Below are 24,742 nucleotides of genomic sequence, written 5' to 3'. Positions count from 1 at the left end.
CCGATGATGTGGCGCCCGTATCACAGAGATCTGTGGGGCAGGGGATCTTCTCAAGCCTGTGCCCGCGGAGGCAGACACAGGGTTGAGCAGACCGGGCCGGGGCGAGCCCCGGCCGGACACTCAGTTGGACAGGCTGTAAACGTACGCAGCCAGGATCTGGATCTGATCATCAGAGAGCCGGCCGCCCTGTGCGGGCATCTGGTTCTGACGGCCATTAACAACGGTCTCCCTGATCCAGTCGTAGGTGGAACCGTAGAGCCAGGTGTTGTCCGTCAGATCTGGTGCCCCAAGAGCCTGATTGCCCTTACCTTCCGGACCATGACAGGCCACGCAGGCCTGGGCATAGACCTCTTTACCCTGGCGTGCTGCTTCGGCGTCCTTTTCACGACCACTGTAACTCAGGACAAAGTTGACCACCTGGTCGACCTGCTCATTGGTCATGTTCGGCATGGTGCCCTTGGCGGGCATGTTGCCGTTGCGACCCTGGTGAAGCGTGGTCAGGATTGAATCAGGGTCGCCCCCGTACAGCCAGTCGTCGTCGGTCAGGTTCGGGAAGCCGAGAGACCCGCGACCGGCAGATCCATGGCAGACTGAGCAGTTGTTGGCGAACAGCCGCTGGCCCATTCTCATGGCGTCATCATTTTCTGCCAGCTGTGGAACCGGCGTATCACCGAACTTCGCGTAGAGTTCGCCGTACCTGGCATCAGCTTGCTGGACCTCGGCCTCCCACTGGTTGGTGGAAGTCCATCCCAGCAGGCCTTTGAAGTTGCCCAGGCCAGGATAGAGTGCCAGATAGCCAAGCGCGAAAATGCACGTGGCAACGAACAGATAGAACCACCACTTGGGCAGCGGGTTGTCGTACTCTTCGATACCATCGAAGGAATGTCCCACAGTCTTGTCTGTTTCAGTATCAGTGGTCTGGCTTTTGCGAGTGGCAAGAAGAAGCCACCAACAACCGAACACGGTACCGAGCACGATCACGCTGATCCAGATGCTCCAGAAGGTACTCATCGTTTTTTCTCCGTCTTTTCCTGTTCAAGAGTACGCTTTTCAACTTCTTCATCGTCGAAGGGCAGGTGGGCTGCTTCGTCATTGGCTTTCTTCCGGTGAGCGCTGTATGCCCACCAGATGATGCCCAGAAACATGGCCATGATGACCAGTGTGTGAATGCCGCGTAACTCGTTTATATCCATGGGATCACCGCTTCTCTGAAATCACGGTACCAAGCTGTTGCAGGTACGCGACCAGAGCTTCGATTTCGAATTTGCCTTTTACTTCGTCAGCGGCTGTCGCAACCTGCTCGTCTGTATAAGGTACACCCAGTGTCCGGAGCGTTTTCAGCTTGGCTTCCGTGTCGGTATGGTCGATGCGGTCCTCGAACAGCCAGGGAAAGGCCGGCATGTTGGACTCCGGTACCACGCTGCGTGGATCGTAAAGGTGCTGGCGCTGCCAGGCGTCAGAGTAACGGCCGCCAACCCGGGCAAGATCCGGGCCGGTACGTTTGGAGCCCCACAGGAAAGGGCGGTCATAGACAAATTCACCGGCAACCGAGTAGTGGCCATAGCGCTCGGTTTCGGCGCGGAACGGACGGATCTGCTGGGTATGGCAGACATGGCAGCCTTCACGGATATAGATATCCCGGCCTTCCAGTTCCAGGGCGGACAGCGGTTCCAGGCCTTCTACCGGCTCATTGGTCTCTTCTATAAAGAACAACGGCACCACTTCGGCAAGGAAACCACCACTGATGGTGAGGATGATCAGTACGATCATTATCCCGAGGTTTTTTTCAACGATTTCGTGTTTCATCAGTAATGTCTCCCGTTACGCCGCTTGCGCTGCTGTATTGTTCTGAGCAACGGCTTCTTTCTGACGCACGGTCATGTACACGTTATAGGCCATGATCAGCATGCCCGACAGGAATATCACGCCGCCGAAGAACCGAACAAAGTAACCCGCATAGGATGCCTCGAGCGACTCGACAAAACTGTAGGTCAGTGTGCCGTCTTCGTTGACGGCTCTCCACATAAGGCCTTGCATGATGCCGTTCACCCACATGGCGACGATATAGAGCACAGTGCCGACCGTTGCCAGCCAGAAGTGCACGTTAATCATGGCGGTGCTGTACATGGCCTGGAGGCCCCACAGTTTGGGAATCAGGTGATAGATGGCGCCGATGCTGATCATGGCAACCCAGCCCAGGGCGCCGGAGTGGACGTGACCAATGGTCCAGTCAGTATTATGCGACAGCGCGTTCACGGTCTTGATGGACATCATCGGGCCTTCAAAGGTAGACATGCCGTAGAACGACAGGGATACCACCAGGAAGCGCAGGATCGGATCGGTGCGGAGTTTGTGCCAGGCGCCTGACAGGGTCATCATGCCGTTGATCATGCCGCCCCAGGAAGGTGCCAGCAGAATCAGGGACATTACCATGCTCGCGGTCTGTGCCCAGTCCGGCAGTGCGGAATAGTGCAGGTGGTGACCACCGGCCCAGACGTAGGTGGCGATCAGTGCCCAGAAGTGGACGATCGACAGACGATAGGAGTAAACAGGGCGGTTGGCCTGTTTGGGCACGAAATAGTACATCATGCCGAGGAAGCCTGCGGTGAGGAAGAACCCCACGGCGTTGTGGCCGTACCACCACTGCATCATGGCATCAGTGACACCGGCATACGCAGAATAGGACTTGAAGGCGGTTGCGGGCAGGGCCATGCTGTTGCCGATATGCAGTACGGCAACCGTCAGTATGAAGCCACCATAGAACCAGTTGGCCACGTAGATGTGTGGCGTGCTGCGCTTCATTATTGTTCCGAAAAAGACCAGAGCATAGGATACCCAGACCACCGCGATGGCAATGTCGATGGGCCATTCAAGCTCGGCATACTCCTTGGAGGTGGTCAAACCCATTGGCAGGGTAATGGCTGCCGCCACGATGATGGCCTGCCAGCCCCAAAAGGTGAACGCGGCAAGTCCGTCTGAGAAAAGACGGGCCTGACAGGTGCGCTGCACCACATAGTAGGCTGTCGCGAACAGTGCGCTTCCGCCAAAGCCGAAGATAACGGCATTGGTATGCAACGGCCGCAAACGGCCAAAATGGGTCCAGGGCAGGTCGAGGTTGAGGGCGGGCCAGACCAGTTGTGCTGCAATCAGCACGCCCAGGGCCATACCTACAATCCCCCATACCACCGTCATGATGGCAAACTGCCTTACCACCTTGTAGTTGTATGTCAGGTTTGGATTTACTGTGCTCATAGCCTTACCAATGGGTTCAGAGTGGGAAAGATGCGGGCGCAAGTATGGAGAAAGCATTATCTGTTTGCAATGACTCAGATCAACTCGCCAGCCCTGTCAAATACGGCTAAATCAGTAACATGGCGAATATATTAGAGTATTTGGGAATGCACCTGGGCGGTGCAGAACCGGTCGCGGTGAAAGGATGTCCCAGCTACCAATATGAGCCCTTATCGGGAGGTCTAGTGGATTCGGTAACATTTTACAAGTCTGAAGCGCGGCAAGGGCCCGCCAGGGTCCGCCTGTTGCTGGCACACGGAGCAGGCGCGCCGGCGGACTCGGTCTTCATGGAGAGGCTGGTTTCAGGGCTAGCCGAAGAGGGAGTGAGCACGCTGAGGTTTGAGTTTCCATACATGGAAAAACGCCGTCAGGATGGCCGGAAAAGGCCTCCGGACCGGCAGCCCGTGTTGTTGAGCTGTTTTCGCAGGGCCATAGCGACCGCGTTGGCCGCGCCTGGTGACGGGAGCCCTCTGTATATCGGTGGCAAGTCCATGGGTGGGAGAATGGCCAGTCATGTTATTGCGGAAGCGGATATACCGTCTGAAGTTTGCGGCGCGGTCTGTTTCGGTTACCCGTTTCATCCCCCGGGTAAGCCGGATCGTTGGCGGACATCGCATTTCGGGGATCTGCAGCGTCCACTTCAGATTATTCAGGGCACCCGTGACGCCTTTGGCCGGAAGCACGAAGTAGAGGCGCAAGGGCCGGGCTCAGAGAGGAACCTCTGCCTCTCATGGCTCGAAGGCGGAGACCACGACTACCATCCACTGGCCCGGCAACCGGAGACCCAGGAAGAGTTGATCAGGCAGGCGGCCAGCATGGCTGCAGATTTTATGCGCCGTGGGAAGTAAGTCAGGAAGGTTCCGGTTCCGATTGTTCCGCCCGGTTCCTGCCGGCCGCTTTGGCCCGGTAAAGAGCGTCATCTGCACGTCGGAAGAGCTCTCTTTCGTCCTCTCCTGTGGCCAGGGTTGCGACACCTGCGCTCATGGTCAGGATGACAGACTCTCCACTGCCGGTCGTTATCCGACTACCGGCCAGGTCTTCCAGTATCTGCTCGCACAGCCTGCACGCTCCGTCAGAGCCGGTCCCCGGCAACAGTATGGCAAACTCCTCGCCTCCGAAACGGATTGCCACGTCCCTTGGCCGCTTGACGTGGCGCCGGAGTATGTCGGCCATATGCTGCAGGCACTGGTCTCCGAAATCGTGCCCCCAATCATCGTTCACTGCCTTGAAATGATCCGCGTCGAGCAGCGCGATGGTCAGCGGCAGACCGCTGCGACGGGACTCTGCGCACAACTCAGGTAACAGGTTGTCGAGGTGGCGCCGGTTGTGTAGCCCGGTCAGTGCATCGTTAAGGCTGAGTGTGGCCAACTGCCGGTTGGCTCGCTCCAGCTCTCTCATGGTATTGCGCAGCTGGGCGGTGCGCTCATGCACCTTGAGCTCCAGGTTGGTGCGGGCATTCTGCTCCACATCCAGCAGCTTCTGGTTCAGCAGTCGCCACCGCTGAACCATGGCATAGTTCAGAAGAATCACCTGGGCGCCAACCGCCACCTGCATGAAGATCTCCCGTGCCAGAAAATCAGCGAGGTATCCGAACGCCGCAAGCGAGTATATGAGAGCTCCCGCCAGCATTCCCGACCATGCCATGACGTACCACTTGGCGGGCAGATACCCCTGGCGCCAGCGGACAAGCCCGATCACAAACAGACTGGCAATAATCATCAGCGCAACAGTGGTGCTCAGCACAATGGATTTGTTGTAAGGCAACATGAATGCGAAGGCGAGCAGAGCCAGGCTGACCAGTGCCAGACCTTTAAGTACCCGGTCGGCACGGGAGTGAGGATGAACCTCCAGAAATGAACGGCCAAAAAGGGTCATTGCCAGGGAGCTGATCGACATCAGCATGGGGATTGAGGTATTGGCAAAGCCTGTGCTGTCGGGCCAGAAATACTGGTTGGCAAAGCCCCCCATGGCAAACAGGAAAAGGCCCAGTGAGGCCATATAAAAGGCGTTGTAGAAGTAGTAGGCGGTGCCAGAGCTGAAGAACAGCAACAGGTTGAACGCAGAAAATACCAGTAGGGCGCCGTAGAAAAGCCCGTGAACCAGAGTGAGGTGATTGCTTTGGGCAATGGTCGCCGCAGGCGTTTCCAGCGACAGGGGAACATTGAGGGCGCCACTGCTTTGGATGCGGATGGTAATGGTCGTGTTCTCGTTGCCGCCTAGCGTGACGGGGAGCAGGAAATACCGGTAATCTATGCCCCGCGACATAAACGGATACTGGTCTCCGGTGGCAATGGCTTCTGTCACGTCCTCGCCGGCCTGCCAGAAGGTAACTTCATCCAGCAGCGGGTAGTTAAGCTTGAGGTACCACAGCTGTCGTGTGGCGCCGGAATTGCGCACGTTTAGGCGGACCCAGTAAACCGCGTTGGTGTGACTGAACACCAGGTCATGGCCATTGGCGGCTTTCCAGAGTGAGTCAGCCGACAGTTCTGCTGGATTACTGGCCGAGTGCGCAGGCTCCCCGGGTGTGGCGCTGAGGTAGCATACGTGGTCCATCAGCGATGCTCTTTGCTGCGGGTCGTTGGCCTCCAATGGCGGGCAGTGTTCCGTTTGCGCCGGATGGGCTGCGACGGCCACATCTGTGGCAAGTAGTAATGCGACAAACGGTATGAAACAACGCAGGTACAGCAGCATTAAAGGTATTCCTGCCAACGGGAAGCTGAACAGTGTAGCCAATTGCGGGCCGTGTGGATGTTAAACAGATTCAAATTTAAGGGTTCCCGATGTGAACCCGCTGCAGGTGACGGATGGAACAATTAATTGCCTTCTGCCGACCGGGCTTCGAAACCGAGGCTGGCCGGGAGCTTACCGATACCGCTGCTGCCCAAGGTGTTTACGGCTACTTTGAGCCAGGGAACTCCCAGGGGTTTGTTATTTTCAATCTTCCCGGCCCGGCGCTTGCGGATACGCTGCTGGCCCGCGTTTCTATCCACACGCTGGTTTTTGTCAGGGACTGGTTTGTGGTTCTGGCTGGCATACCCTTGCCGGCTGCGGACCGTGTGGGCGCGGTGATCCAAGGGCTGAAGCTGGCGGAGGCAGAATTTCCGGCCTGCGCGCGAGTGGAAATACGTTTGCCTGAAAACAACAGTGATCCGGACCTTGGTAATTTCGCCCGTAAATGGGTATCGCCGCTCTCCAGGGGGCTGCGAGGGGCTGGACTGCTGCAGCCCGACCCCAAAGCGGAATTGCCAGCCCGGCTGGAATTGTTGCTGCTGAGTTTTGACAGGGTTATTGCTGGTGTGAGTCTGGCAGATAACCGGGCCCGTTTCGTCAGTGGCATTCCCCGCCTGCGCTTGCCGGCTGCCGCGCCAAGCCGCTCAGCGCTTAAACTGGAAGAAGCCTGGAAAGTGTTTCTGTCACCGGAGTCAGAGCTTGACTATCTGGGTGGCGGAAAGCAGGCGGTGGACTTGGGGGCGGCGCCGGGTGGCTGGACATGGCAGCTGGTCAGGCAGGGTATGATGGTAGCCGCAGTTGATAACGGGCCGATGAATAGCGAGCTCATGGCTTCAGGTCATGTTGAGCATGTAGAGGCCGATGGCTATCAGTGGCGACCCAGGCGAGGGGTGGACTGGATGGTCTGCGATATCGTGGATCACCCTCGCCGTACCGCGGCAATGGCGGTGGAATGGCTGAATCAGAAGCTCTGTCGTTACACGGTGTTCAACCTCAAGCTTCCGATGAAAAAACGGTACGACGAGTGGTTGATTTGCCGGGATATTCTGGAGCAGGGACTGGGCCGGACGGAAATGACCTTCCGTATCAGGGCCCGCCACCTCTATCATGACCGTGAGGAAATTACCTGCTTCGTGGAGCGCCTGGACTGACTATCAGGCTGCTGATCCCAGCCCTCAGTCGGCGTGGTGAAGCACTGTTATAATTTCGTCACGGTCCATCATGGGGATCAGTTCCGCCATCAGCTCCCGGCGCTCATCGGACAGATACCAGCGCTGCCAGTCTGACTCCGAGCGCCAGTTGGCGAGGGTGAACCGATGATTGGCATCGTGGGAATCAACCAGTGTCTCGCCGGAGACAAAGCCCGGCGCGCTTACGGCGTTCTGGAGAACCTTACGGGATCTCTCCTCATAAGCAGCTTCAAGTGATTCGGCAATATGGCGTTCAATCAGTACCCGGATCATTGTTTACCTCGTATAATTTTGGCACCTATAAACAATAATTTAGCACGTATTTTTCAAATTTCAGGTTGAATTTCAGGAGGACAGACGTTGGGACAGCCAGATTATGATGCAGAGCTGGATGCCCGGGGGCTGTTTTGCCCCGAGCCGGTCATGATGTTGCACAACCGGATTGTTGAGATCAGCCCGGGGGCGGTGTTGAAAGTGGTGGCAACGGACCCTTCGACAACCCGGGACATTCCGCGTTTCTGCCAGTTTCTTGACCATGAACTGGTGTATAGCGGTGAAGATGAAAAAGAATTCGTGTTCTTTATCCGCCGTGGGGAGTGATCAACCCTGACCGGGCCTGCTGGAAGTGCCCAGTGCATCCAGGTGGCCCAGAAACTGGTCCCGGTCCATCTCCCCCAGCACGCGAGCGGCTTCCATCTCTGCGCCACTGTTATTGAAAAACAGGATGGCCGGCGGGCCGAAAAGGCCAAGCTCGTCCAGCAGAGCCTGCTGTTCCGGCGTGTTATCCGTCATGTCCAGTTGCAGGAGTTTGTAGGGCGCCAGCGCCTGGATAACGTTTCGGTCACTGAAGACGTTGCGTTCCATGACTTTACAGGAGATGCACCAGTCGGCGTAAAAATCGAGCATTACCGGTGTCCCTGTGCGGCTGGCCTGTTGCAGTTCGTTACGAATATCCGCAGGAGAGTCGAGCCGGATAAACTCCGCGTGTGTGACTGCCGCGGCGGAGGAGGTTCCCGCCAAAGGCTGACTGGAAGCTGTGAAGGCCGCGAGTGGCCTGAGGGGATCACTGGCGCCGGAGACAGCGCCGGCAAGCAGCGCTATGCCATAGGCAAACAGGACCAGCCCCATGCCCTTGCGAGTGCGTTCCCAGCCAGCCTTCGCGGCGTCAAAGGCACCCAGCTGTACACCTGTAATGGCCACAAGCAGTCCCCACAGCGTCAGTGCCGCCCACCCTGGTACTATTCTTTCGATTAGCCAGATTGCGACAGCCAGCAGCATGACTCCGTAGAAGGCCTTGACAACGTTCATCCAGTGGCCCGTTGTCGGCAGCAGTTTACGCCCTCCAACCGCTACCAGAATCAGGGGAAGGCCCATACCCAGGCCGAGGGAAAACAGAGCAACACCACCAATTACCGCATCCTGGGTGGTACTGATGTATAACAGGCTCCCGGCCAGCGGGGCGGACACACACGGGGAAACAATCAGGGCCGACAGGGCGCCAATACCGAAAATGCTCGCGACGCGGGTGCCTGTGAGGCGATGGCTGGCGTTATCGAGAGGCTCGCGGATAAACCGTGGCAGCTGAATCTCGAACAGATTGAACATGGACAGGGCAAATATCACGAACAGCGTTGCGAAAACGCCTAGAACCCAGGGAGACTGCAGATGGGCCTGCAGATTGAAACTTGCCCCCAGCAAACCGGTGATCACCCCGGCCGCTGCGTAGGTGAGGGCCATGCCAAGTACATAACTGGTGGAAAGCAGAAGGGCGTGGGCCGTTGTGCTGGTGTTGCGGGAGGACACCAGGGAGGAGATGATCGGTACCATTGGCAGGACGCAGGGAGTGAATGTCAGCCCCAGTCCCAGCAGCAGAAACAGGCCGGCAATGACCAGCGTGGACTGATTGGCAAGGAAACCAGCCAGGCCTGTTGCCGTGGAAGTATTTTCGGGGCCGGGCAGGCTATTGCCCAAAGAGGTCGCACTCCCTGGGCCACTGGCTGATACCGATAGTGAATCGGCTTCAGCGCTGGCGTAATAGAGTACGTCCCGGGTCTGGGGCGGATAACAGAGCCCGGCGCTTGCGCAGCCCTGATAAGTCACCTGCAGCTGGGCTTCGCGGATGCCTTCGGGAACCTTTACAGGAACCCGGGCTTCGACCGGCTCGTAGAATACTGTGACTTTGCCAAAGAACTCATCCTCCGTGTCGGTACCGGTATAAGAAAACTCAGGCTCACCCAGCTCAACACCCTCTGTGTTACTGCTGACACTGATGCGCCCCTCATAAAGATAGTGATCCGGCGCAATGTTCCACGACAGCACCACAGCACCGTTCTCTGCGGTAAAGCTGAAGGGCAGGGCTTCATCAACCGGAAGAAAGTCATTGCCATTGCCAAACAGTGAGTTGCCGGCACCGGCGGTTAATGTTGAGAGAAAGGACAATGCCAGAAACAGGATTAAACGGCTTAAAACCCGGGGAAGGGAATTACTGCATAAGGTCGTGCTGCTGCCGGTCATAGTCAATAACGTACCATTGGTGGATCAGGTGTTGACCAGCGCTGAATCCGGAGAGGTTGAGACAGCGCCGCTTCAGGTTGCAATGGACACAGTTGCCAGGCAAAAGTTCCCTCTGGTATTGAATCGTCTAAAGTCGCACAATACCGGTCCCATGAGACATGATCCAGACGATCTTATCATGCTGTTTAATGACCTGTTCCGGGAAAAATACCGGACTGTTCTGGTCAGCGGCGGCGATGAACCCGAATATGTGCCGGCGACGAAGCCTGACAGCTTCGCACAGATTATTTTTGCGCACGGCTATTTTTCCAGTGCACTGCATGAAATCAGCCACTGGTGCATTGCCGGAGAACACCGGCGCACGCTCCGGGATTTTGGTTACTGGTACTGCCCGGACGGCCGCAGCAGAGAGCAGCAACAGGCTTTCGAAAAGGCGGAAATAAAACCCCAGGCCCTGGAATGGCTGTTTTCCGTTGCCGCAGGCGCACGATTTCACATCAGCGTCGACAATCTGGCAGGCAACGGCGCATGGGATGAAGATGCCTTTCGCAGGAATGTGACGGCGCAGGCTAACGATTACCTGGAAGATGGCTTGCCGGCTCGCGCTGACATGTTCTTTCAGACGCTCAGCACATTTTATGGAACCGGGGCTGACTTTTACGAAGCCTGGAATAAAGACGCCAGGCGCCTTATGCCCGTATGTTCCACGACAGACACCGAGGTAAATTGAAGCAATATGACATCTGACGCACCCGAAGCCGGCAAGACCCGTTTCAAGGATCTCAACCTGGACCAGCGAGTACTCGACGCCATTACCGATATCGGTTTCGAGCATTGCACGCCGATTCAGGCGGAAACGCTACCGTTTACACTGGCCTGCCAGGATCTGATCGGCCAGGCACAGACCGGGACCGGGAAGACCGCCGCCTTTCTGATTACCGCCATTCAAAGCATGCTGGAAACACCTGTTCCCGCAAAGGACCGATTTGCTTCGGAGCCCAGAGTGCTTGCCCTGGCCCCTACCAGGGAGCTGGCGATGCAGATTGCCAAGGATGCGGAGCAGCTGTGCGGCTACACCGGCCACAACGTGGTTACCGTCGTAGGTGGAATGAACTACGACAAGCAGCGTGACCAGTTGCAGAACGAAATTGTTGACATCCTGGTGGCGACGCCGGGCCGGCTGATTGACTTCCTGGGGTCCCAGGATGTTTTTCTCGACCAGTTGGATATCCTGATCTTGGATGAAGCTGACCGAATGCTGGATATGGGGTTCATTCCCGATGTGAAGCGTATCATCCGCAAATGTACCCCCAAAGAAGAGCGCCAGACACTGCTGTTCAGCGCCACCTTCAATCAGGACGTGCTCAACCTCGCCTCCATGTGGACCCGCAACGCTGAGTTTGTGGAAATCGAGCCAGAACAGAAAACCGCCGAGCGTGTGAAGCAGACTGTCTACCTGGTAGGCGAGGACGAGAAGCTGCCGGTTCTGGTGAATTACCTTCGGCGTCCGGAAGTGGAGAAGGCGCTCGTGTTTGCCAATCGGCGTGACCAGTGTCGTGATCTTGATGAGGACTTGCGGAACCAGGGCGTTAAAGTGGCACTCATGTCTGGTGAAATCGCCCAGAACAAGCGCCTCAAGACGCTGGAGCAGTTCAAGGAGGGCAGCATCCAGGTGCTGGTTGCCACCGATGTGGCCGGGCGTGGTATCCACGTTGACGGCGTGACCCATGTTTTCAACTATAATCTTCCCGATAATGCCGAGGACTATGTTCACCGTATCGGGCGTACCGGGCGTGCGGGCAAGCATGGTGTCTCCGTCAGCTTCGCCAGTGAGGACGACTCGTTTTCATTGCCTGCTATCGAATCCTATATCAGCCAGAAGCTCACCACAGCCGTTCCTGACCAAGAGCTGATGACCGCACTCGCCAAACCGCCAATCACCCGCAAGCGTGGTGGCAGGCGCCCCCAGGGCAACCGCAGCCAGGGCGGTCGTAGTGGCAACCAGCGTCAACGCAGGAACTAACGGGCCGGGAAGCAGGATCATGCGGATAGTAGCGGACGAAAACATACCATTGCTGGATTCTTTTTTCGGGGATATCGGTGAGATACACCGTGTCTCGGGCCGCACATTGTCGGCTTCTGACGTGCAGAATGCGGATATCCTGCTGGTTCGTTCGGTGACCCGGGTCAATCAGGCCCTGCTTGAAGGCAGTCGTGTACGCTTTGTCGGCACCTGCACCATTGGTACAGATCACGTGGATCAGCAATGGCTGGCGTCCAGTGGCATCACCTTCTCCGCTGCGCCAGGTTGTAATGCCAACAGCGTGGTTGAGTATGTGATGTCGGTGATCTCATTGCATGCCGAGCGCCGGGGCGTAGCCGACTGGTCGAAGCTCAGTGTGGGCATTGTGGGTGCCGGCAATGTTGGTGGTGAGCTGGCTCACAAGCTGGAGCGGCTGGGTTTTGATGTCCTGTGTTGTGATCCTCCCCGCGCTGAGCGGGAGGGCGATGACAGTCCGGATTTTGTCAGCCTGGAAGAGGCCATGGCCTGCGACGTGGTTACCCTGCACACGCCTCTCACCCGGGAAGGCGACCATGCCACGCTGCACCTGTTCGGGCAGGAACGTTTGTCCGCGCTGAAGGAGCATCAACTGCTGATCAATACCAGCCGGGGCGAGGTGATTGATACCTCAGCCCTGTTGTCGCGCCTGGACGCACCCAATGCGCCTGCCGTCGTCCTGGACGTCTGGGAGCAGGAGCCGCGCATTCACGCCGAGCTGTTGGAAAAGGTCTGGCTTGCAACGCCACATATCGCGGGCTACAGCCTTGAAGGCAAGGTGCAGGGTAGTGAGATGGTGTACCAGGCGCTAAGTCGGTACATGGGCCTTCCTGCCCGCAAAAAGGCCGGCCAGTTTTTGCCAGAGCCAGCGTTGGCCAAGCTGTCTTTCACCAGTGCGGCGCAGGAAATGGACTCGGCAAACATTGCCATACGTGCCTGCTATGACCCCCGCAGGGATGACGCACGGATGCGCCTGGCAATGGCGTTGCCGGCCGACGAACGGGGGCCGGCCTTCGACCGGCTGCGGCGGGACTACCCGGTGCGGCGGGAATTCTCCAGTGTAAAGATCCAGCTCAAGGGCACCAGCAAGTCCATGCAGGACACGTTCCGCGCCCTTGGCTTCAAACTGAAGCTCTAGCCTCTCTCGCGGTTACAGCTGTGCCTTCTGCAAAGCCGCTATCCGGCTTTCCAGCGGCGGATGCGTCATGAACAGGGCGCTGATACCGGCTCTTGCGCCGCGGTTGATGCCGAATGCCTGCAGGCTGTCCGGCATCTGGTCCGGCACCTCACTTTCCTGTTTGAGCCGGGCCAGGGCGTTGATCATGGCGCCACGGCCTGCCAGTTGGGCGCCGGCAATGTCGGCCCGGAACTCACGGCGGCGGGAGAACCAGAACACAATGGTGCTGGCAAGAATGCCCAGTACGATTTCCGCAGCAATACTCACCACGAAAAAACCGATACCGTGGCCACTTTCGTTCTTGAAGATCACGCGGTCCACAAATGAGCCAATCACCCGGGATGCGAAAATCACGAAGGTGTTCACCACACCCTGAATCAGGGCAAGTGTTACCATGTCTCCGTTGGCTACGTGGCCGATCTCGTGGCCCAGCACCGCGCGAATCTCATCCTTGTTGAAGCGGTGGAGCAGTCCCTCACTGACAGCCACCAGAGAGTTGTTCTTGTTCCACCCCGTGGCAAATGCGTTGGACTGGGACGCCGGGAAGATGGCCACTTCCGGCATGCCGATGCCGGCATTTTTAGCCAGGTTTTGCACCGTATCCACCAGCCAGCGCTCGGCCGGTGTTCTGGGGGACTCGATGACCCTGGCCTTGGTGCTCCATTTGGCTACTGGCTTGGAAATCAGCAGCGATATGATCGCACCGGCAAAGCCGAAAACGGCGGCAAAAGCCAGCAGGGAGTCATACTGGATCCCGTTCTGGGCCAGGTAACTGTCGACACCAAGCAATTTGAGGGTAAAGCTGGCAACAAGAATAACGGCCAGGTTAGTCGCAAGAAACAGCAGAATACGCATCCAGAATTCCTTGTTGAATCATCAGCCACACGCGGCAGTCTGTATCTGACAGCTTTATGTGGCCTGTGTTTCCGGTTTCAACAGGCTAACACCAATTTAATGATCGTCACTGTCGCGGAAAAAGGTTGCCTGCATCACCCTGCTGATCTTTGCGGAACTGCCACTGCGGAGCGCTGTGCGGAGCATGTGGATATGGGTAGAGAAGTCCTCACGGATGGCCGGCGGCAGTTCGGCGCCGCCGGCGGCGACTTCCTGTTCCTGGAGATCCGGGCTGGCCGGTGAACTCATGCGCACAAAGGCCTGTTGTGTGAGCACGGCCTGGTCGAGGGCTTCCTGGCGGATGGTATCGACGTAACGCAGCAGGCCTTCCTCCGCCAGCCAGAGCAGGGTTCCGAAACAGGCCATGTGCCGCTTGCTGTGGAGCCCGAATTCGTCGGGTTCATCAGCGCCGGCAATGTCCTCCACGAAAACGTTTATGCGACGGGGAAAGGCGTTGTAGAGCTGTACCAGCGCGATTGCGGCATCCTTGTAGAATTCTTCAATATGAATATCCGCCATAAGTCCCCCTGTTACAGCTGGTAGGAAGACAGGAAGTGGGCCAGACGCTTCATAGCGTCTTCCAATGTGTCTTCCCGGGGCAGGAAGACCACGCGCAGGTGCTGTTTATCATCAATATTGAAGGCGGACCCCTGAACCAGCAGGATGCGTTCCTGCAGTAACAGGTCCAGTACCAGCTTTTCATCATTGACGATGGGGAATCGCTTCGGGTCCAGCCTGGGGAACAGGTAGAGAGCGCCTTTTGGCTTCACGCAACTGATCCCGGGGATATCGTTGAGCAGGTTCCAGGCGGTTTCCCGCTGTTCGAACAGGCGACCGCCCGGAGCCACCAGATCTTCAATGGACTGGTAGCCACCCAGGGCCGTCTGGATGGCAAGCTGGGCCGGAACGTTGGCACACAGGCGCATGTTGGAGAGCATTTCGATGCCCTCGATCAGATCCCGTGCCCGGTGTTTGGCACCGCTGATGATCATCCAGCCGGAGCGGTAACCGGCGGCTCGGTAGTTTTTGGACAACCCGTTATAGGTGAAAAACAGCACGTCGTCCGCCAGTGAGGCGGTGGGAATATGCTCAGTGCCGTCGTAGAGAATCTTGTCGTAGATCTCATCCGACAGCACGATCAGGTTGTGCTGTCGCGCCAGTTCCACGACCTGTTCCAGCAACTCTCGGGAATAGACCGCCCCGGTCGGGTTGTTGGGGTTGATAAGCACGATCGCGCGGGTGCGCCGGGTGATCTTCTTGCGGATATCATCAATGTCCGGGAACCATTCCTGCGCCTCATCGCAGCGGTAGTGCACCGGTTTGCCGCTCGACAGGGTGACAGCGGCAGTCCACAAGGGATAATCCGGGGCTGGAATCAGTACTTCGTCGCCAGTGTTCAGCAGGGCCTGCATGGACATCACGATCATCTCGCTAACGCCATTGCCAAGGAAAATATCGTCGATATCCACCTTGTCGATGCCTCGTTGCTGGCAGTAGTGCATCACTGCCTTGCGAGCAGAGAACAACCCCTTGGACTCCACGTATCCCTGAGCCAGGTGCATGTTGTAGATAACGTCCTGCTGGATCTCCTCTGGAACGTCCAGCTCGAAAGCGGCAGGGTTACCGATGTTCAGCTTGAGTACCCGGTGGCCCTCTTCCTCAAGACGGCGGGCCTCGCGCAGAACCACGCCACGTATCTCGTAACACACGTTATCCAGCTTGGCGGATTTGAGATAGTTCTGCATAAGCCCGGGATTTCCTCATTAATAGACACAAGCCTGTATTCTAGCGGAGCAGAGGGCAGCGACAACAGGCCAATTGTGATGAATTGTGGCACAGAAGCGGAGATTTAACGCCCAAAGCTCATAATTTCCATGAACTGGTGGGATTATCGGGCCCGGTCTGGTTGTAAAACTGATTGTGCGCAATATAATGGAGAAAAATACAAAGGAGCCTAACAATCATGAGCAGCCAGAGCGTCTACGACTTTACCGCAACCGATATTCGTGGCGAGGAACACTCCCTTGACGAATTCCGCGGCAAGGTGCTGCTGATCGTCAACACGGCCAGCAAGTGCGGTTTTACCCCTCAGTTTGAAGGGCTGCAATCCCTGTATACGGAGCTGAACGAAAAAGGGCTTGAAGTGCTGGGCTTTCCCTGCAACCAGTTTCGTAACCAGGATCCGGCGGACGACAAGGCCATCAGCGAGTTCTGCTCTCTGAACTATGGCGTGGATTTTCCCATGTTTGGCAAGATTGAAGTCAACGGGCCGAATGCTCATCCCCTGTTCGATTACCTCAAGCGTAACGCCAGGGGGTTGTTGGGGTCCGAGGCGGTAAAGTGGAACTTCACCAAGTTTCTGGTTAACCGTGAGGGCAAAGTGGTGGGCCGTTATCCGCCCACAACCAGACCTTCCGCCATTCGTGCAGACATTGAGAAAATGCTGTAAATCATGAGTACTGACGACGACGTACTGGCTCTTGATAATCAGCTGTGTTTCGCTCTCTACGCGGCCAATCGGGCGGTAACCGCCCGCTACCGCCCCTTGCTTGCGGAACTCAATCTCACCTATCCCCAATATCTGGTCATGCTGGTGCTTTGGGAAGCTCACCAGGAAGGAAGCGTAGTGCGGGTGTCAGATCTGGGGAATCGGTTGCGTCTGGATTCCGGCACCCTGACTCCGTTGCTGAAACGACTGGCTGAGCGGGATCTGGTTACCCGTCAGCGGAATACTGCCGACGAGCGGGTGGTTGCAGTAGCCCCAACGGAGAAAGGCATAGCCATGCGCCGGCAGGCACGGGAGATTCCTGAGCGATTATTGTGTGGCACGGGTATTGACGAGGAGCGCATCGTGGCACTTCGTGAGGAGCTGCGTGCGGTACTCAGCCTTCTTGAGGCTCGGGGGGAGCCCAGCGATCAATAACCGATTTCAGGTCGGCCCGGTTGTAGGGTTTGGTAATGTAATCGTTCATCCCGGATTCGAGGCAATCATCCCGGTCTCTCTGCATGACATTGGCGGTGACGGCAATGACCGGTAAGTCCCGCCACTGAGCGTTTTCGCGGATCTTGCGGGTGGCTTCATAGCCATCCATGACCGGCATCTGGCAATCCATCAGCACAACATCGAATCCTCCCGCCTTCAGTGCCTCCAGTGCCCGTTTGCCGTTCTCTGCCAGGGTGACCCGGTGGCCCAGTTTCCGGAGCATGCTGCTGGCAACCACCTGATTGACCTGGTTGTCCTCCACCAGCAACAGGTTCAGAGACCTTGTAACGGCGGCGCTTGCCTCCAGACCTGTTTCTGAGCCTGCCGTTGCCGGCTTCAGCCCTGCCGCGGCGCAGAGTGTGCGAAAGAGCTGGTCGCGCCGGAGGGGCATGGTCAGTATCTGCTGATTACCGGAAGCCGCTGCCGAGCCGTCCCTGTCGACCAGAATGACTCCGACCCCCGACCATTGGGCCCTCAGTTGCTGGTCGGCATCGCTGTCCTTGTCGGCCGCGACTACAAGGATGCCGCCACCATTGCGGGCTGCCTCGCGCACCGGAATGTTCCAGGCCCTGAGCTGGCTCTCGATAGGCAGGCGGTGCGGGTGGTCATGGGATATTCCCATATCCACGCCAGAGGTTCTGACTACTGCGGGTATATCGGCCGGCGTTAATCCCGGTTTTGCGTTGTTATGAACCGGTAGAGGCAGGTTTACGGTGAAATGCGTGCCCCGGCGCTCTTCAGAATCCACCAGAATCTGGCCATGCATTCGTTCAACCAGCTGTCGGCAGAGGGTCAGGCCGAGGCCTGTTCCACCATACAGTCGGGTAGTGTCGGCATCTGCCTGGGAAAACGGCGAAAAGATTCGGTGCAACCCCTCCTTGGACATACCAATACCGGTATCAATAACATCAATCCGCAGATTGCCATTAAAGCGGGTGGCGCGAATACGGACGCTGCCCTGTTCGGTGAACTTGATGGCGTTGCTCAGCAGGTTATTGAGAACCTGCCGGGTACGGGTCGGGTCGCCAAGTAAGGATTCGGGCAGATCGCATTCAATATCGGTTACCACGTCTATGTTCTTGCGCCGGGCCTGTTGGGAATGCAGTGTCGCGCATTCCTCTATCAGGTTGCGCACACTGAAGGGAATGTTCTCAAGGCTCAGCTTTCCGGCCTCGACCTTGGAAATGTCGAGGATATCGTTCAGCAGTCCGAGCAGGCTTTGGCCCGCATTGAGCGCGATCTCCAATCGGTTACGCTGGGCCGGCTCCAGATCGCCTTCCAGTGCCAGGCCAAGCATACCCAGAACCCCATTGAGTGGCGTACGGATTTCGTGGCTCATGCTGGCGAGGAAGTTGGCCCGTGCCCTGGCCCGGCGAACGGCGTCTTCCTTTGCTCTGACCAGTGCCCGGTTGCCGCGCTGAAGGGCCTCATTTTTTTCCGAGATTTCCCGTGTGCGGTCGTCCACCTCCTGTTCCAGGTGGGTGGAGTAATTCTTTATCGCGCTTTCCGCATTTCGTAACTGCTCAAGACTGGCGTCCATGGTTTCCAGGTGCAGATTGATGATGCCTACCATCTGGCCGATTTCATCCTCACGATGGTTGGCGGGCACCGGCAACCGGACCTTTTCCGGGGATTCCGCGCGGACCCGGCTCAGGGCACCAATCACATTCAGCATGGGACGGGTGAGTATGAAATAGAAGATGGCAAGCAGGGCCGCCGTCAGCACAAGGCTCTTGAGCAACCCACTGATCAGCGTATAGGCAGCCCTTTGCAGGAACTGCAGTCCATAGTGGTAAGTGTCGATAGTGACTGTCAGGTGGCCAAGGGAAAGGTCACTTAACTGTGGCACTATCAGTTCCTGACTGAACACGCGGCTGTCGCCGAATAGCAGGTCACTGATCCAGCGGTAGCGGGAATCCGGACTGCTCTGGCTGGCTGCGGCCATGGTCTGGTCGTTGTTATCGATGATGCGGGCATCAATGGTGGCGGGGTGGCGCAGCAGGCCGTCCAGCAACTCCTCCGCCAGCCGGATGTCGATGTTATAGGCAATCTGCGAAGCAGGGCTGTGGCTTATTTCAATAAGCGCCCGGATTTCCTGTTCCATGGAGTCCCGGGCGCTGAAATAATCGAGCGTGACCTGGACAATATTGAGTATCAGACCCAGCACCATTGCAATCAAAACGGTGTCCCGGGTCAGGCGATAGGAAAGCCGTTTTTTGAATGGAGTTGTCACAGTATCTCTACAGTCCCTGTCGGTCAGCGTTGCGGATGATGCGGAGGTGTCTCTGGCGTGCGGCTAGTCGTCGTAATCTGCCTTCTTGCGCCATTCGTCATCGTGGAGGAATGTATCCCATTCGCGGTCCAGACGCGATTGCCCTTCGGCAGTGCTGCCGGGTGACTCGTCCCCTTTCATGGCTTCCAGTTCCTTGATGCGGGTGCGGAAACTCTTGACGGCCTTCATCGCCAGCGGGTTATCCCTGGATTTACCCATTTCGGTGCTGGCCAGATGATAGGCATGAATCGCTTTGCGAATCTGGTTCTGCTTCACATAATCACGTGCCTGGAAGACATGGAGGTCGGCATGGGTCTTGTGCACGAGGAACAACACAAACCTGAGGTTTTTCTTGGCAGTGGCGCTGTCAATCTTGCCGGCCTTGTGCATTCCTTCAATCATCTTGAAAAGATTCTGCAGCAGCTCTTTGACATAGCCTGATTTTTCGGGTGAATCGATCTTGACGGGAGCGCGCTGGTCTTCGTTGTCCATCACCCGCTTTTTCAGCTGCTGGGCGGCACTGAGCCATTCACCCACGGGCTGGTCGGACTTGAGTGCCCGGAGATCCTTGCAGGATTCCTCCATGCGCCTGATCAGCAGCAGCTTGAGATCGGTGGTGAGGTACTGGCCGGGGATCTCGGTAAGCAGGCGGTTGGCACGATTGTAGCTGTCTTCAAGGGTAGTAATCTTGCGTGCGCGCTCAATGCGGGCCCGTTCCCGCATCTGGCTGGCCACAATAATAACGATCGAAACGATAACGATAGCTGCCAATAGCAGCACAATCATTGTGGTATCCATTCTATTGCTACAGCTCCGGCTTGTGGACGGCCACTGGGGGCTCCGGTGACGCAAATAAACCGGAGAAATCCAGCAAGTATCCGAAAGACTAGCAGAAAACCTGAAACGATTCCGTTTTGAAATGTGAACGATTTTGGCTTTATATCATTTCAGTGAATTGCTACGCTTGTGCCTATTATTTTTGTGAATAAAACTGCCGCTGGACCAAACGACGGTCCTTCTTCAGGCGGTGCTGGCTATTACAACAGGTGCCAATGCATGGATATTTCCCGGGTTGATCTGAATTTGCTGGTCTATCTTGATGTGCTTCTGAGGGAGCGTAATGTAACCAAGGCGGCGAATCACCTGGGCATCACACAGCCGGCCATGAGCAATGGCCTGCGTCGGCTGAGGGACCTGTTTGGTGATCCTTTGCTGGTCCGAACCAGTGAGGGCATGACGGCAACGGAACGCGCAACAGAGCTCCAGCCACTGGTGCGTGGCATCCTGTCGGATATCGAACAGGCCGTGCACGAGAAAACCGCGTTCGCCGCCATGGAAAGCCAGCGGGTATTCCGCATCATGGCCAGTGACTATGCGGAGTCCTGTCTGATGCCACGGGTACTCCGGCGGATTCGCCAGGAGGCCCCCCATGTTACCCTGGATGTTCTGACTCCCAGTGACGTCAGCTTCCTGGATGTCGAGCAGGGCAGACTGGATATGGCCATCAACCGCTTTGACAAGATTCCCCAGTCGTTTCACCAGAAAACCCTGTGGACGGAATACTTCGCCTGCCTGATGAACGCACGTAACCCCATTCTGAAGGAGCCGTTCACCCTCGATACCTATCTGGATGCCAGCCATATCTGGGTCAGCAAAACCGGCTTTGGGGTCGGGGTGGGGGTGAATCCGAAGGATGTTCAGCGTCTGGGCTGGGTGGATGAGGCGCTGTCGTTGATGGGAAGAAAGCGTCAGATTTCTGTATTCACACGGCATTATCAGGTCGCGATGTTGCTGGCGGAGCAGCACGATCTGATTGCCACGTTACCCTCCAGGGCAGCCTGGCTGCAGAAAGACAATCCCAACCTGGTGGTCAAGGTGCCGCCGTTCGAGATTCCACCGTTCGAGCTGAAAATGGCCTGGAGCCCCCTGTTGCAGCACAATACGGACCACCAGTGGCTGCGCAGGCTGATTGCCGAAGTGGCGGAGGAAGTGGACGCGGAGTTTGCACCGTTCGGGGCGCAGTTTGAATCCGCGGACGTTCCCGGCATTCATCACTCAGAGCGGTAGTTCCCGCAGCTCCAGTGAACGTTTTCCCGCATCCCACATGCGCTGGAAGGATTCCGCCAGCAGCCTGGCCCGGCCACTGTCGGAAAATTTGGCGAAACCTTCAGGTTTGTAGAAGTCATGACGGAACACCACACCCTCACGGTCAACGAGCAGAAAAGGCTGGTCTTCGACCGGGTAGTCCTCGTTGATCAGTCTCAGCTCAATGCGGCTGGGAATGCGACGCATCAGCTCCACAATCTGGTGTCGGCGTTTTACCAGGGGTTTGTCGTCGTGAATCAGCAGGCGCACTTCGCTCAGCCGGTGGTGGCGGGCGAGGGTGGAGATCAACTCCCGGAAGCGCAGACGATCGTAGAGGTCATGGTCCAGTAGCCGGTCGTACAACCAGATCCGCTGACGGGCCTGGCCGGCCACCGAATCCATCAATGCCGTCATGGTACTTTCGCTGTCAAACAGCCAGGCCTCGCGATCGTGTCCGAGTAGCATGGGGGTTTGGCGGACACCAAAAGCATCACTCACCAGTTTAGGCGCCAGGCAACGCATATCCACATGAGGGATGCCCGCGTCATCGTAGAACTCCGAGCAGACGTGAAAACCCGATTGTTGGTAGAACGGGATGGCATGTTCCTGGGCGGAGAGCTGAATCTCGCTGAACTGGCCCGCCGCTTCGACCATCATATGACGCAGCAGGGCTTCTCCGATGCCTTTGCCTCGATGGACAGGCAGAATGGCCATACGGCCGATGTGAGCGGTTTCCTCGAGTGTGGAGAACAACCTGGCGACCCCCGCAGGGGAATTGTCGGGCAATACCGCCAGATAATGATCGGCAATCTCGTCGGTGTCGTCCCACTCCAGCTCAGGTGGCACCTGTTGTTCTTCCACAAACACGGCCTGGCGTATGTTCCGGATGTCCGCCGGCGCCAACTGCCAGCTGTACTTGCGAATCCGCACCTTCATTGCGCTGTCACTCTCGCTCGTTATTCGAAATACAGTGAACCCTGGTTGACGAGGTTGCTTAAAAGCCCGCAGATGGCATCGTCACCCACAAACCCGGCCAGCGCTGACATATCCGGGGTAGCGCCAGCACAGAGTAATGGCGCCAGAGGCCGTGCATCGCCGCGAAGCAGAAATTGCTCACCATCCACGAACAGAGCCGTTTCACCCTCAAACTCATAGTAGGCGAAACGCGAGCCTTCGTTCCACCGCAATGGGTTGCCTGCTGCAATCCGCTCACTGACGTAATCCGGGGTTACCGGTTCGTCTGCGGGTACGACAATGTCGAGACTCTTGGGGGCGGTGGCGTACTGGCCAAACCAGAGTGCCAGCTGGCGTTTGTTGGTCAGTTTTTCACGAATCACACCGTCGAGGCGATCGATGACCTCAGGGGCAATAGTGCCGGGGTTAACCTGCTCCTGCAGGTCCGGATCGTTGAGGTGCTCGGAGGCATCGGATTGGCTGCACAGGAAGTCCGTGAATCCGGTCAGCACATCGTCAATGGTGGGTGCACGGAAACCCACGGACAGGGTAATACAGTCATCCTCGGCCACGCCGTGATGGCCAATGCCCGGTGGCAGGTACAGCATGTCGCCCGGCGCCAGGGTCACGGTTTCCTCACCATCCCAGCTGCTCAGTATCCGCAGCGGAGTGCCTTCCACCCGGGGGGACGTATGGTCACAGTGGCCGCCGAAGGTCCAGCGCCGGTGTCCCTGCGCCTGTAGAAGGAACACGTCGTACTGATCATAATGGGGGCCAACGCTCCCGCCTTTGGGTGCATAGCTGGCCATGATGTCGTCCAGCCGCCAGTTGGGCACGAAACGGAATTCGTCCAGCAGATCGGCGATGTCCGGTACCCAATGGTCAAGGCCCTGTACCAGCAGTGTCCAGTCGCTTTCCGGCAGTTTGCCGAAGCGCTCGGGCGCAAAGGGACCGTTGTGCAGTTGCCAGGGTTTGCCGTTGTCGTTCTCGATCACAATACGGGATTCGACGGCTTCCTCGCAGGCCAGTCCCGCCAGTTCATCCGCCGACACCGGGCATTCGAAGCCCGGAAACGCCTGGCGGATTACCAGTGGCTTTTTCTGCCAGTATTCCCGCAGGAATTCCTCCGCGGGCATCCCGCCGGGCAGTTTCATGGTTCAGATATCCCGTGCCTGTTGGGTGGCGTTGCCAATGTAGGTACCCGGGGTCAGTTCCATCAGTTCCGCCTTGGCGGAGTCGGGAATGTCCAGGGAGTCCACAAAGGCTTTGATCACATCCGGTGTCATTGCCTTACCGCGGGTCAGGGCCTTGAGTTTTTCGTAAGGCTTCTCGATGTTATAGCGGCGCATGACGGTCTGGATGGGCTCCGCCAGCACCTCCCAGGCGTGATTCAGGTCTTCGTCCAGTCGTGCCGGGTTGATTTCCAGTTTGCTCAGGCCCTTCAGTGTTGCTTCGTAGGCAATCAGACTGTGGGCGAAACCGACGCCCAGATTACGCAGTACCGTGGAGTCGGTCAGGTCCCGCTGCCAGCGGGAAATAGGCAGCTTGGCGGACAGGTGGCTGAACAGGGCATTGGCGATGCCCAGGTTACCCTCGGAGTTCTCGAAATCGATAGGGTTGACCTTATGAGGCATGGTGGACGAGCCTACTTCGCCTTCTACGGTCTTTTGCTTGAAATAGCCCAGGGAAATGTAGCCCCAGATATCCCGGTCCAGGTCAATCAGGATAGTGTTGAAGCGGGCAATGGCATCGTAAAGCTCCGCAATGTAGTCGTGGGGCTCGATCTGTGTGGTGTAGGGGTTCCAGTCCAGCCCCAGGCTTTCGATGAAGTCCTTTGCATTCAGTGCCCAGTCGATGGTGGGATAGGCGGACAGGTGGGCGTTGTAGTTGCCTACGGCGCCGTTGATCTTCCCCATCAGCTCAACCGCACGAATCTGTTTCATCTGGCGGCGCAGGCGGTAAACCACATTGGCCAGTTCCTTGCCCACCGTCGACGGTGACGCGGTCTGGCCATGGGTGCGGGACAGCATGGGCTGTTCGGCATGCTCATGAGCCAGCTCTGCCAGTCGGTCAATAACGCGGACCATGGCCGGAAGCAGGCCATGGTCCAGGCCTTCGCGCAGCATCAAGGCATGGGATAGGTTGTTGATGTCCTCGGACGTGCAGGCGAAGTGCACGAATTCCGTGACCGCGTGCAGTTCCGGAACCCCGGCGATCTTTTCCTTGATGAAGTACTCCACCGCCTTGACGTCGTGATTGGTGGTGCGCTCAATGCCCTTGATCTGTTCCGCATCGGCCAGGCTGAAGCCCGAGATCATGTCGTCCAGGAACTGGTTGGCTTCAGCGGAAAAGGCTGGTACCTCGGTAATTCCGGGGTGGGAGGCGAGCTTCTGCAGCCAGCGGAGTTCGACGGTCACACGGTTCCTGATCAGGCCATATTCACTGAAAATGTCACGGAAAACGCTGACTTTGCTGCCATAGCGTCCATCCACCGGGGAAATGGCGGTCAGGGCGTTGAGTTCCATCGAAAACCTCTCAAGTCATCAAGAATCGGTCAAAAGAAAAACTGGGGGTTCACATGATACACCAGCGG

Annotated in this window: 24 protein-coding genes; 9 read left to right on the top strand and 15 right to left on the bottom strand. The window is 57.3% G+C overall.

Annotated features, from left to right (window positions below; genetic code table 11):
- Positions 1-120: 120 nt before the first annotated feature.
- From ccoP to ccoN, 4 genes are read right to left on the bottom strand one after another with little or no spacing between them, the layout of a single operon-like run.
- The gene (ccoP, locus tag ABJM11_RS22130; RefSeq protein ID WP_348295520.1) at positions 121-1,011 is read right to left on the bottom strand and encodes a cytochrome-c oxidase, cbb3-type subunit III; all 891 of its coding nucleotides are present in this window, start codon (positions 1,009-1,011) and stop codon (positions 121-123) included.
- Positions 1,008-1,193 carry a cbb3-type cytochrome c oxidase subunit 3 gene (locus ABJM11_RS22125; RefSeq protein WP_348295519.1) on the bottom strand — a complete coding sequence of 62 codons (186 nt, stop codon included), beginning with the start codon at positions 1,191-1,193 and terminating at the stop codon, positions 1,008-1,010. The genes ccoP and ABJM11_RS22125 overlap by 4 nt, the downstream gene beginning before the upstream one ends.
- Positions 1,194-1,197: 4 nt before the next feature.
- Positions 1,198-1,806, bottom strand: a complete 609-nt coding sequence (ccoO, locus tag ABJM11_RS22120; protein ID WP_348295518.1) for a cytochrome-c oxidase, cbb3-type subunit II — start codon at positions 1,804-1,806, stop codon at positions 1,198-1,200.
- A 15-nt stretch (positions 1,807-1,821) separates the two neighbouring features.
- Positions 1,822-3,252: a cytochrome-c oxidase, cbb3-type subunit I gene (gene ccoN / locus ABJM11_RS22115; RefSeq protein WP_348295517.1), complete on the bottom strand. Its 1,431-nt coding sequence runs from the start codon at positions 3,250-3,252 to the stop codon at positions 1,822-1,824.
- Positions 3,253-3,476: 224 nt separating this feature from the next.
- On the opposite strand from ccoN, the gene ABJM11_RS22110 reads away from it, so the two are divergent.
- Entirely contained in the window at positions 3,477-4,139 is a 663-nt protein-coding gene (locus tag ABJM11_RS22110; protein WP_348295516.1) for an alpha/beta family hydrolase, read from the top strand.
- 1 nt (position 4,140) lies between these two features.
- Here ABJM11_RS22110 and ABJM11_RS22105 read toward each other — a convergent pair whose 3' ends face one another.
- Positions 4,141-5,982 carry a diguanylate cyclase gene (locus ABJM11_RS22105; protein WP_348295515.1) on the bottom strand — a complete coding sequence of 614 codons (1,842 nt, stop codon included), beginning with the start codon at positions 5,980-5,982 and terminating at the stop codon, positions 4,141-4,143.
- 113 nt (positions 5,983-6,095) lie between these two features.
- Here ABJM11_RS22105 and rlmM point away from each other — a divergent pair, with 113 nt between their 5' ends.
- Positions 6,096-7,172, top strand: a complete 1,077-nt coding sequence (gene rlmM / locus ABJM11_RS22100; RefSeq protein ID WP_348295514.1) for a 23S rRNA (cytidine(2498)-2'-O)-methyltransferase RlmM — start codon at positions 6,096-6,098, stop codon at positions 7,170-7,172.
- 24 nt (positions 7,173-7,196) lie between these two features.
- On the opposite strand, the gene ABJM11_RS22095 is transcribed toward rlmM, so the two are convergent.
- Positions 7,197-7,484 carry an antibiotic biosynthesis monooxygenase gene (locus tag ABJM11_RS22095; protein WP_348295513.1) on the bottom strand — a complete coding sequence of 96 codons (288 nt, stop codon included), beginning with the start codon at positions 7,482-7,484 and terminating at the stop codon, positions 7,197-7,199.
- 87 nt (positions 7,485-7,571) lie between these two features.
- Here ABJM11_RS22095 and tusA point away from each other — a divergent pair, with 87 nt between their 5' ends.
- The gene (gene tusA, locus ABJM11_RS22090) at positions 7,572-7,811 is read left to right on the top strand and encodes a sulfurtransferase TusA (protein ID WP_348295512.1); all 240 of its coding nucleotides are present in this window, start codon (positions 7,572-7,574) and stop codon (positions 7,809-7,811) included.
- On the opposite strand, the gene dsbD is transcribed toward tusA, so the two are convergent.
- On the bottom strand, positions 7,812-9,725 hold the full coding sequence (gene dsbD, locus ABJM11_RS22085; protein WP_348295511.1) for a protein-disulfide reductase DsbD: 1,914 nt from the start codon (positions 9,723-9,725) through the stop codon (positions 7,812-7,814).
- Between the two features lie 151 nt (positions 9,726-9,876).
- On the opposite strand from dsbD, the gene ABJM11_RS22080 reads away from it, so the two are divergent.
- The 3 genes from ABJM11_RS22080 to pdxB are packed head-to-tail and all read left to right on the top strand — an operon-like array spanning position 9,877 to position 12,922.
- Entirely contained in the window at positions 9,877-10,455 is a 579-nt protein-coding gene (locus tag ABJM11_RS22080; protein ID WP_348461503.1) for an elongation factor P hydroxylase, read from the top strand.
- Between the two features lie 6 nt (positions 10,456-10,461).
- Entirely contained in the window at positions 10,462-11,748 is a 1,287-nt protein-coding gene (locus ABJM11_RS22075; protein ID WP_348295509.1) for a DEAD/DEAH box helicase, read from the top strand.
- Positions 11,749-11,767: 19 nt separating this feature from the next.
- Positions 11,768-12,922: a 4-phosphoerythronate dehydrogenase PdxB gene (gene pdxB / locus ABJM11_RS22070; RefSeq protein ID WP_348295508.1), complete on the top strand. Its 1,155-nt coding sequence runs from the start codon at positions 11,768-11,770 to the stop codon at positions 12,920-12,922.
- A gap of 12 nt (positions 12,923-12,934) precedes the next feature.
- On the opposite strand, the gene htpX is transcribed toward pdxB, so the two are convergent.
- The 3 genes from htpX to ABJM11_RS22055 all read right to left on the bottom strand — a co-directional run bounded on the left by htpX (position 12,935) and on the right by ABJM11_RS22055 (position 15,600).
- A complete protein-coding gene (gene htpX, locus ABJM11_RS22065; protein ID WP_348295507.1) occupies positions 12,935-13,816 on the bottom strand; it encodes a protease HtpX in 882 nt (293 codons plus the stop codon).
- Positions 13,817-13,912: 96 nt separating this feature from the next.
- Positions 13,913-14,374 (bottom strand): hypothetical protein, encoded by a 462-nt coding sequence (locus ABJM11_RS22060; protein WP_348295506.1) that lies wholly within the window; start codon positions 14,372-14,374, stop codon positions 13,913-13,915.
- 11 nt (positions 14,375-14,385) lie between these two features.
- A complete protein-coding gene (locus ABJM11_RS22055; RefSeq protein WP_348295505.1) occupies positions 14,386-15,600 on the bottom strand; it encodes a pyridoxal phosphate-dependent aminotransferase in 1,215 nt (404 codons plus the stop codon).
- Positions 15,601-15,818: 218 nt separating this feature from the next.
- On the opposite strand from ABJM11_RS22055, the gene ABJM11_RS22050 reads away from it, so the two are divergent.
- Together ABJM11_RS22050 and ABJM11_RS22045 are read left to right on the top strand one after the other, a co-directional pair.
- Positions 15,819-16,304 (top strand): glutathione peroxidase, encoded by a 486-nt coding sequence (locus ABJM11_RS22050; protein ID WP_348295504.1) that lies wholly within the window; start codon positions 15,819-15,821, stop codon positions 16,302-16,304.
- A 3-nt stretch (positions 16,305-16,307) separates the two neighbouring features.
- Positions 16,308-16,778 (top strand): transcriptional regulator, SarA/Rot family, encoded by a 471-nt coding sequence (locus tag ABJM11_RS22045; RefSeq protein ID WP_348295503.1) that lies wholly within the window; start codon positions 16,308-16,310, stop codon positions 16,776-16,778.
- On the opposite strand, the gene ABJM11_RS22040 is transcribed toward ABJM11_RS22045, so the two are convergent.
- Complete coding sequence (locus tag ABJM11_RS22040) at positions 16,738-19,008, bottom strand: ATP-binding protein (protein WP_407070031.1); 2,271 nt, start codon at positions 19,006-19,008, stop codon at positions 16,738-16,740. The genes ABJM11_RS22045 and ABJM11_RS22040 overlap by 41 nt on opposite strands.
- A 126-nt stretch (positions 19,009-19,134) precedes the next feature.
- Positions 19,135-19,908 carry a hypothetical protein gene (locus ABJM11_RS22035; RefSeq protein ID WP_348295501.1) on the bottom strand — a complete coding sequence of 258 codons (774 nt, stop codon included), beginning with the start codon at positions 19,906-19,908 and terminating at the stop codon, positions 19,135-19,137.
- A 258-nt stretch (positions 19,909-20,166) separates the two neighbouring features.
- Between ABJM11_RS22035 and ABJM11_RS22030 the strand changes: the two genes are divergently transcribed.
- A complete protein-coding gene (locus tag ABJM11_RS22030; RefSeq protein ID WP_348295500.1) occupies positions 20,167-21,177 on the top strand; it encodes a LysR family transcriptional regulator in 1,011 nt (336 codons plus the stop codon).
- Here the strand turns inward: ABJM11_RS22030 and ABJM11_RS22025 are convergent.
- The 3 genes from ABJM11_RS22025 to purB are packed head-to-tail and all read right to left on the bottom strand — an operon-like array spanning position 21,166 to position 24,674.
- Positions 21,166-22,131, bottom strand: coding sequence for a GNAT family N-acetyltransferase (locus ABJM11_RS22025; RefSeq protein WP_348295499.1), 966 nt, complete (start codon positions 22,129-22,131; stop codon positions 21,166-21,168). The genes ABJM11_RS22030 and ABJM11_RS22025 overlap by 12 nt on opposite strands.
- A 20-nt stretch (positions 22,132-22,151) precedes the next feature.
- Entirely contained in the window at positions 22,152-23,303 is a 1,152-nt protein-coding gene (locus ABJM11_RS22020; RefSeq protein WP_348295498.1) for a cupin domain-containing protein, read from the bottom strand.
- Positions 23,304-23,306: 3 nt separating this feature from the next.
- On the bottom strand, positions 23,307-24,674 hold the full coding sequence (gene purB, locus ABJM11_RS22015; RefSeq protein WP_348295497.1) for an adenylosuccinate lyase: 1,368 nt from the start codon (positions 24,672-24,674) through the stop codon (positions 23,307-23,309).
- Positions 24,675-24,742 lie beyond the last annotated feature (68 nt).

The sequence above is a fragment of the Marinobacter sp. genome, from assembly GCF_039977835.1.
In the GTDB taxonomy this organism is placed as follows: domain Bacteria; phylum Pseudomonadota; class Gammaproteobacteria; order Pseudomonadales; family Oleiphilaceae; genus Marinobacter.
This window is presented reverse-complemented; position numbering and strand designations above follow the sequence as displayed.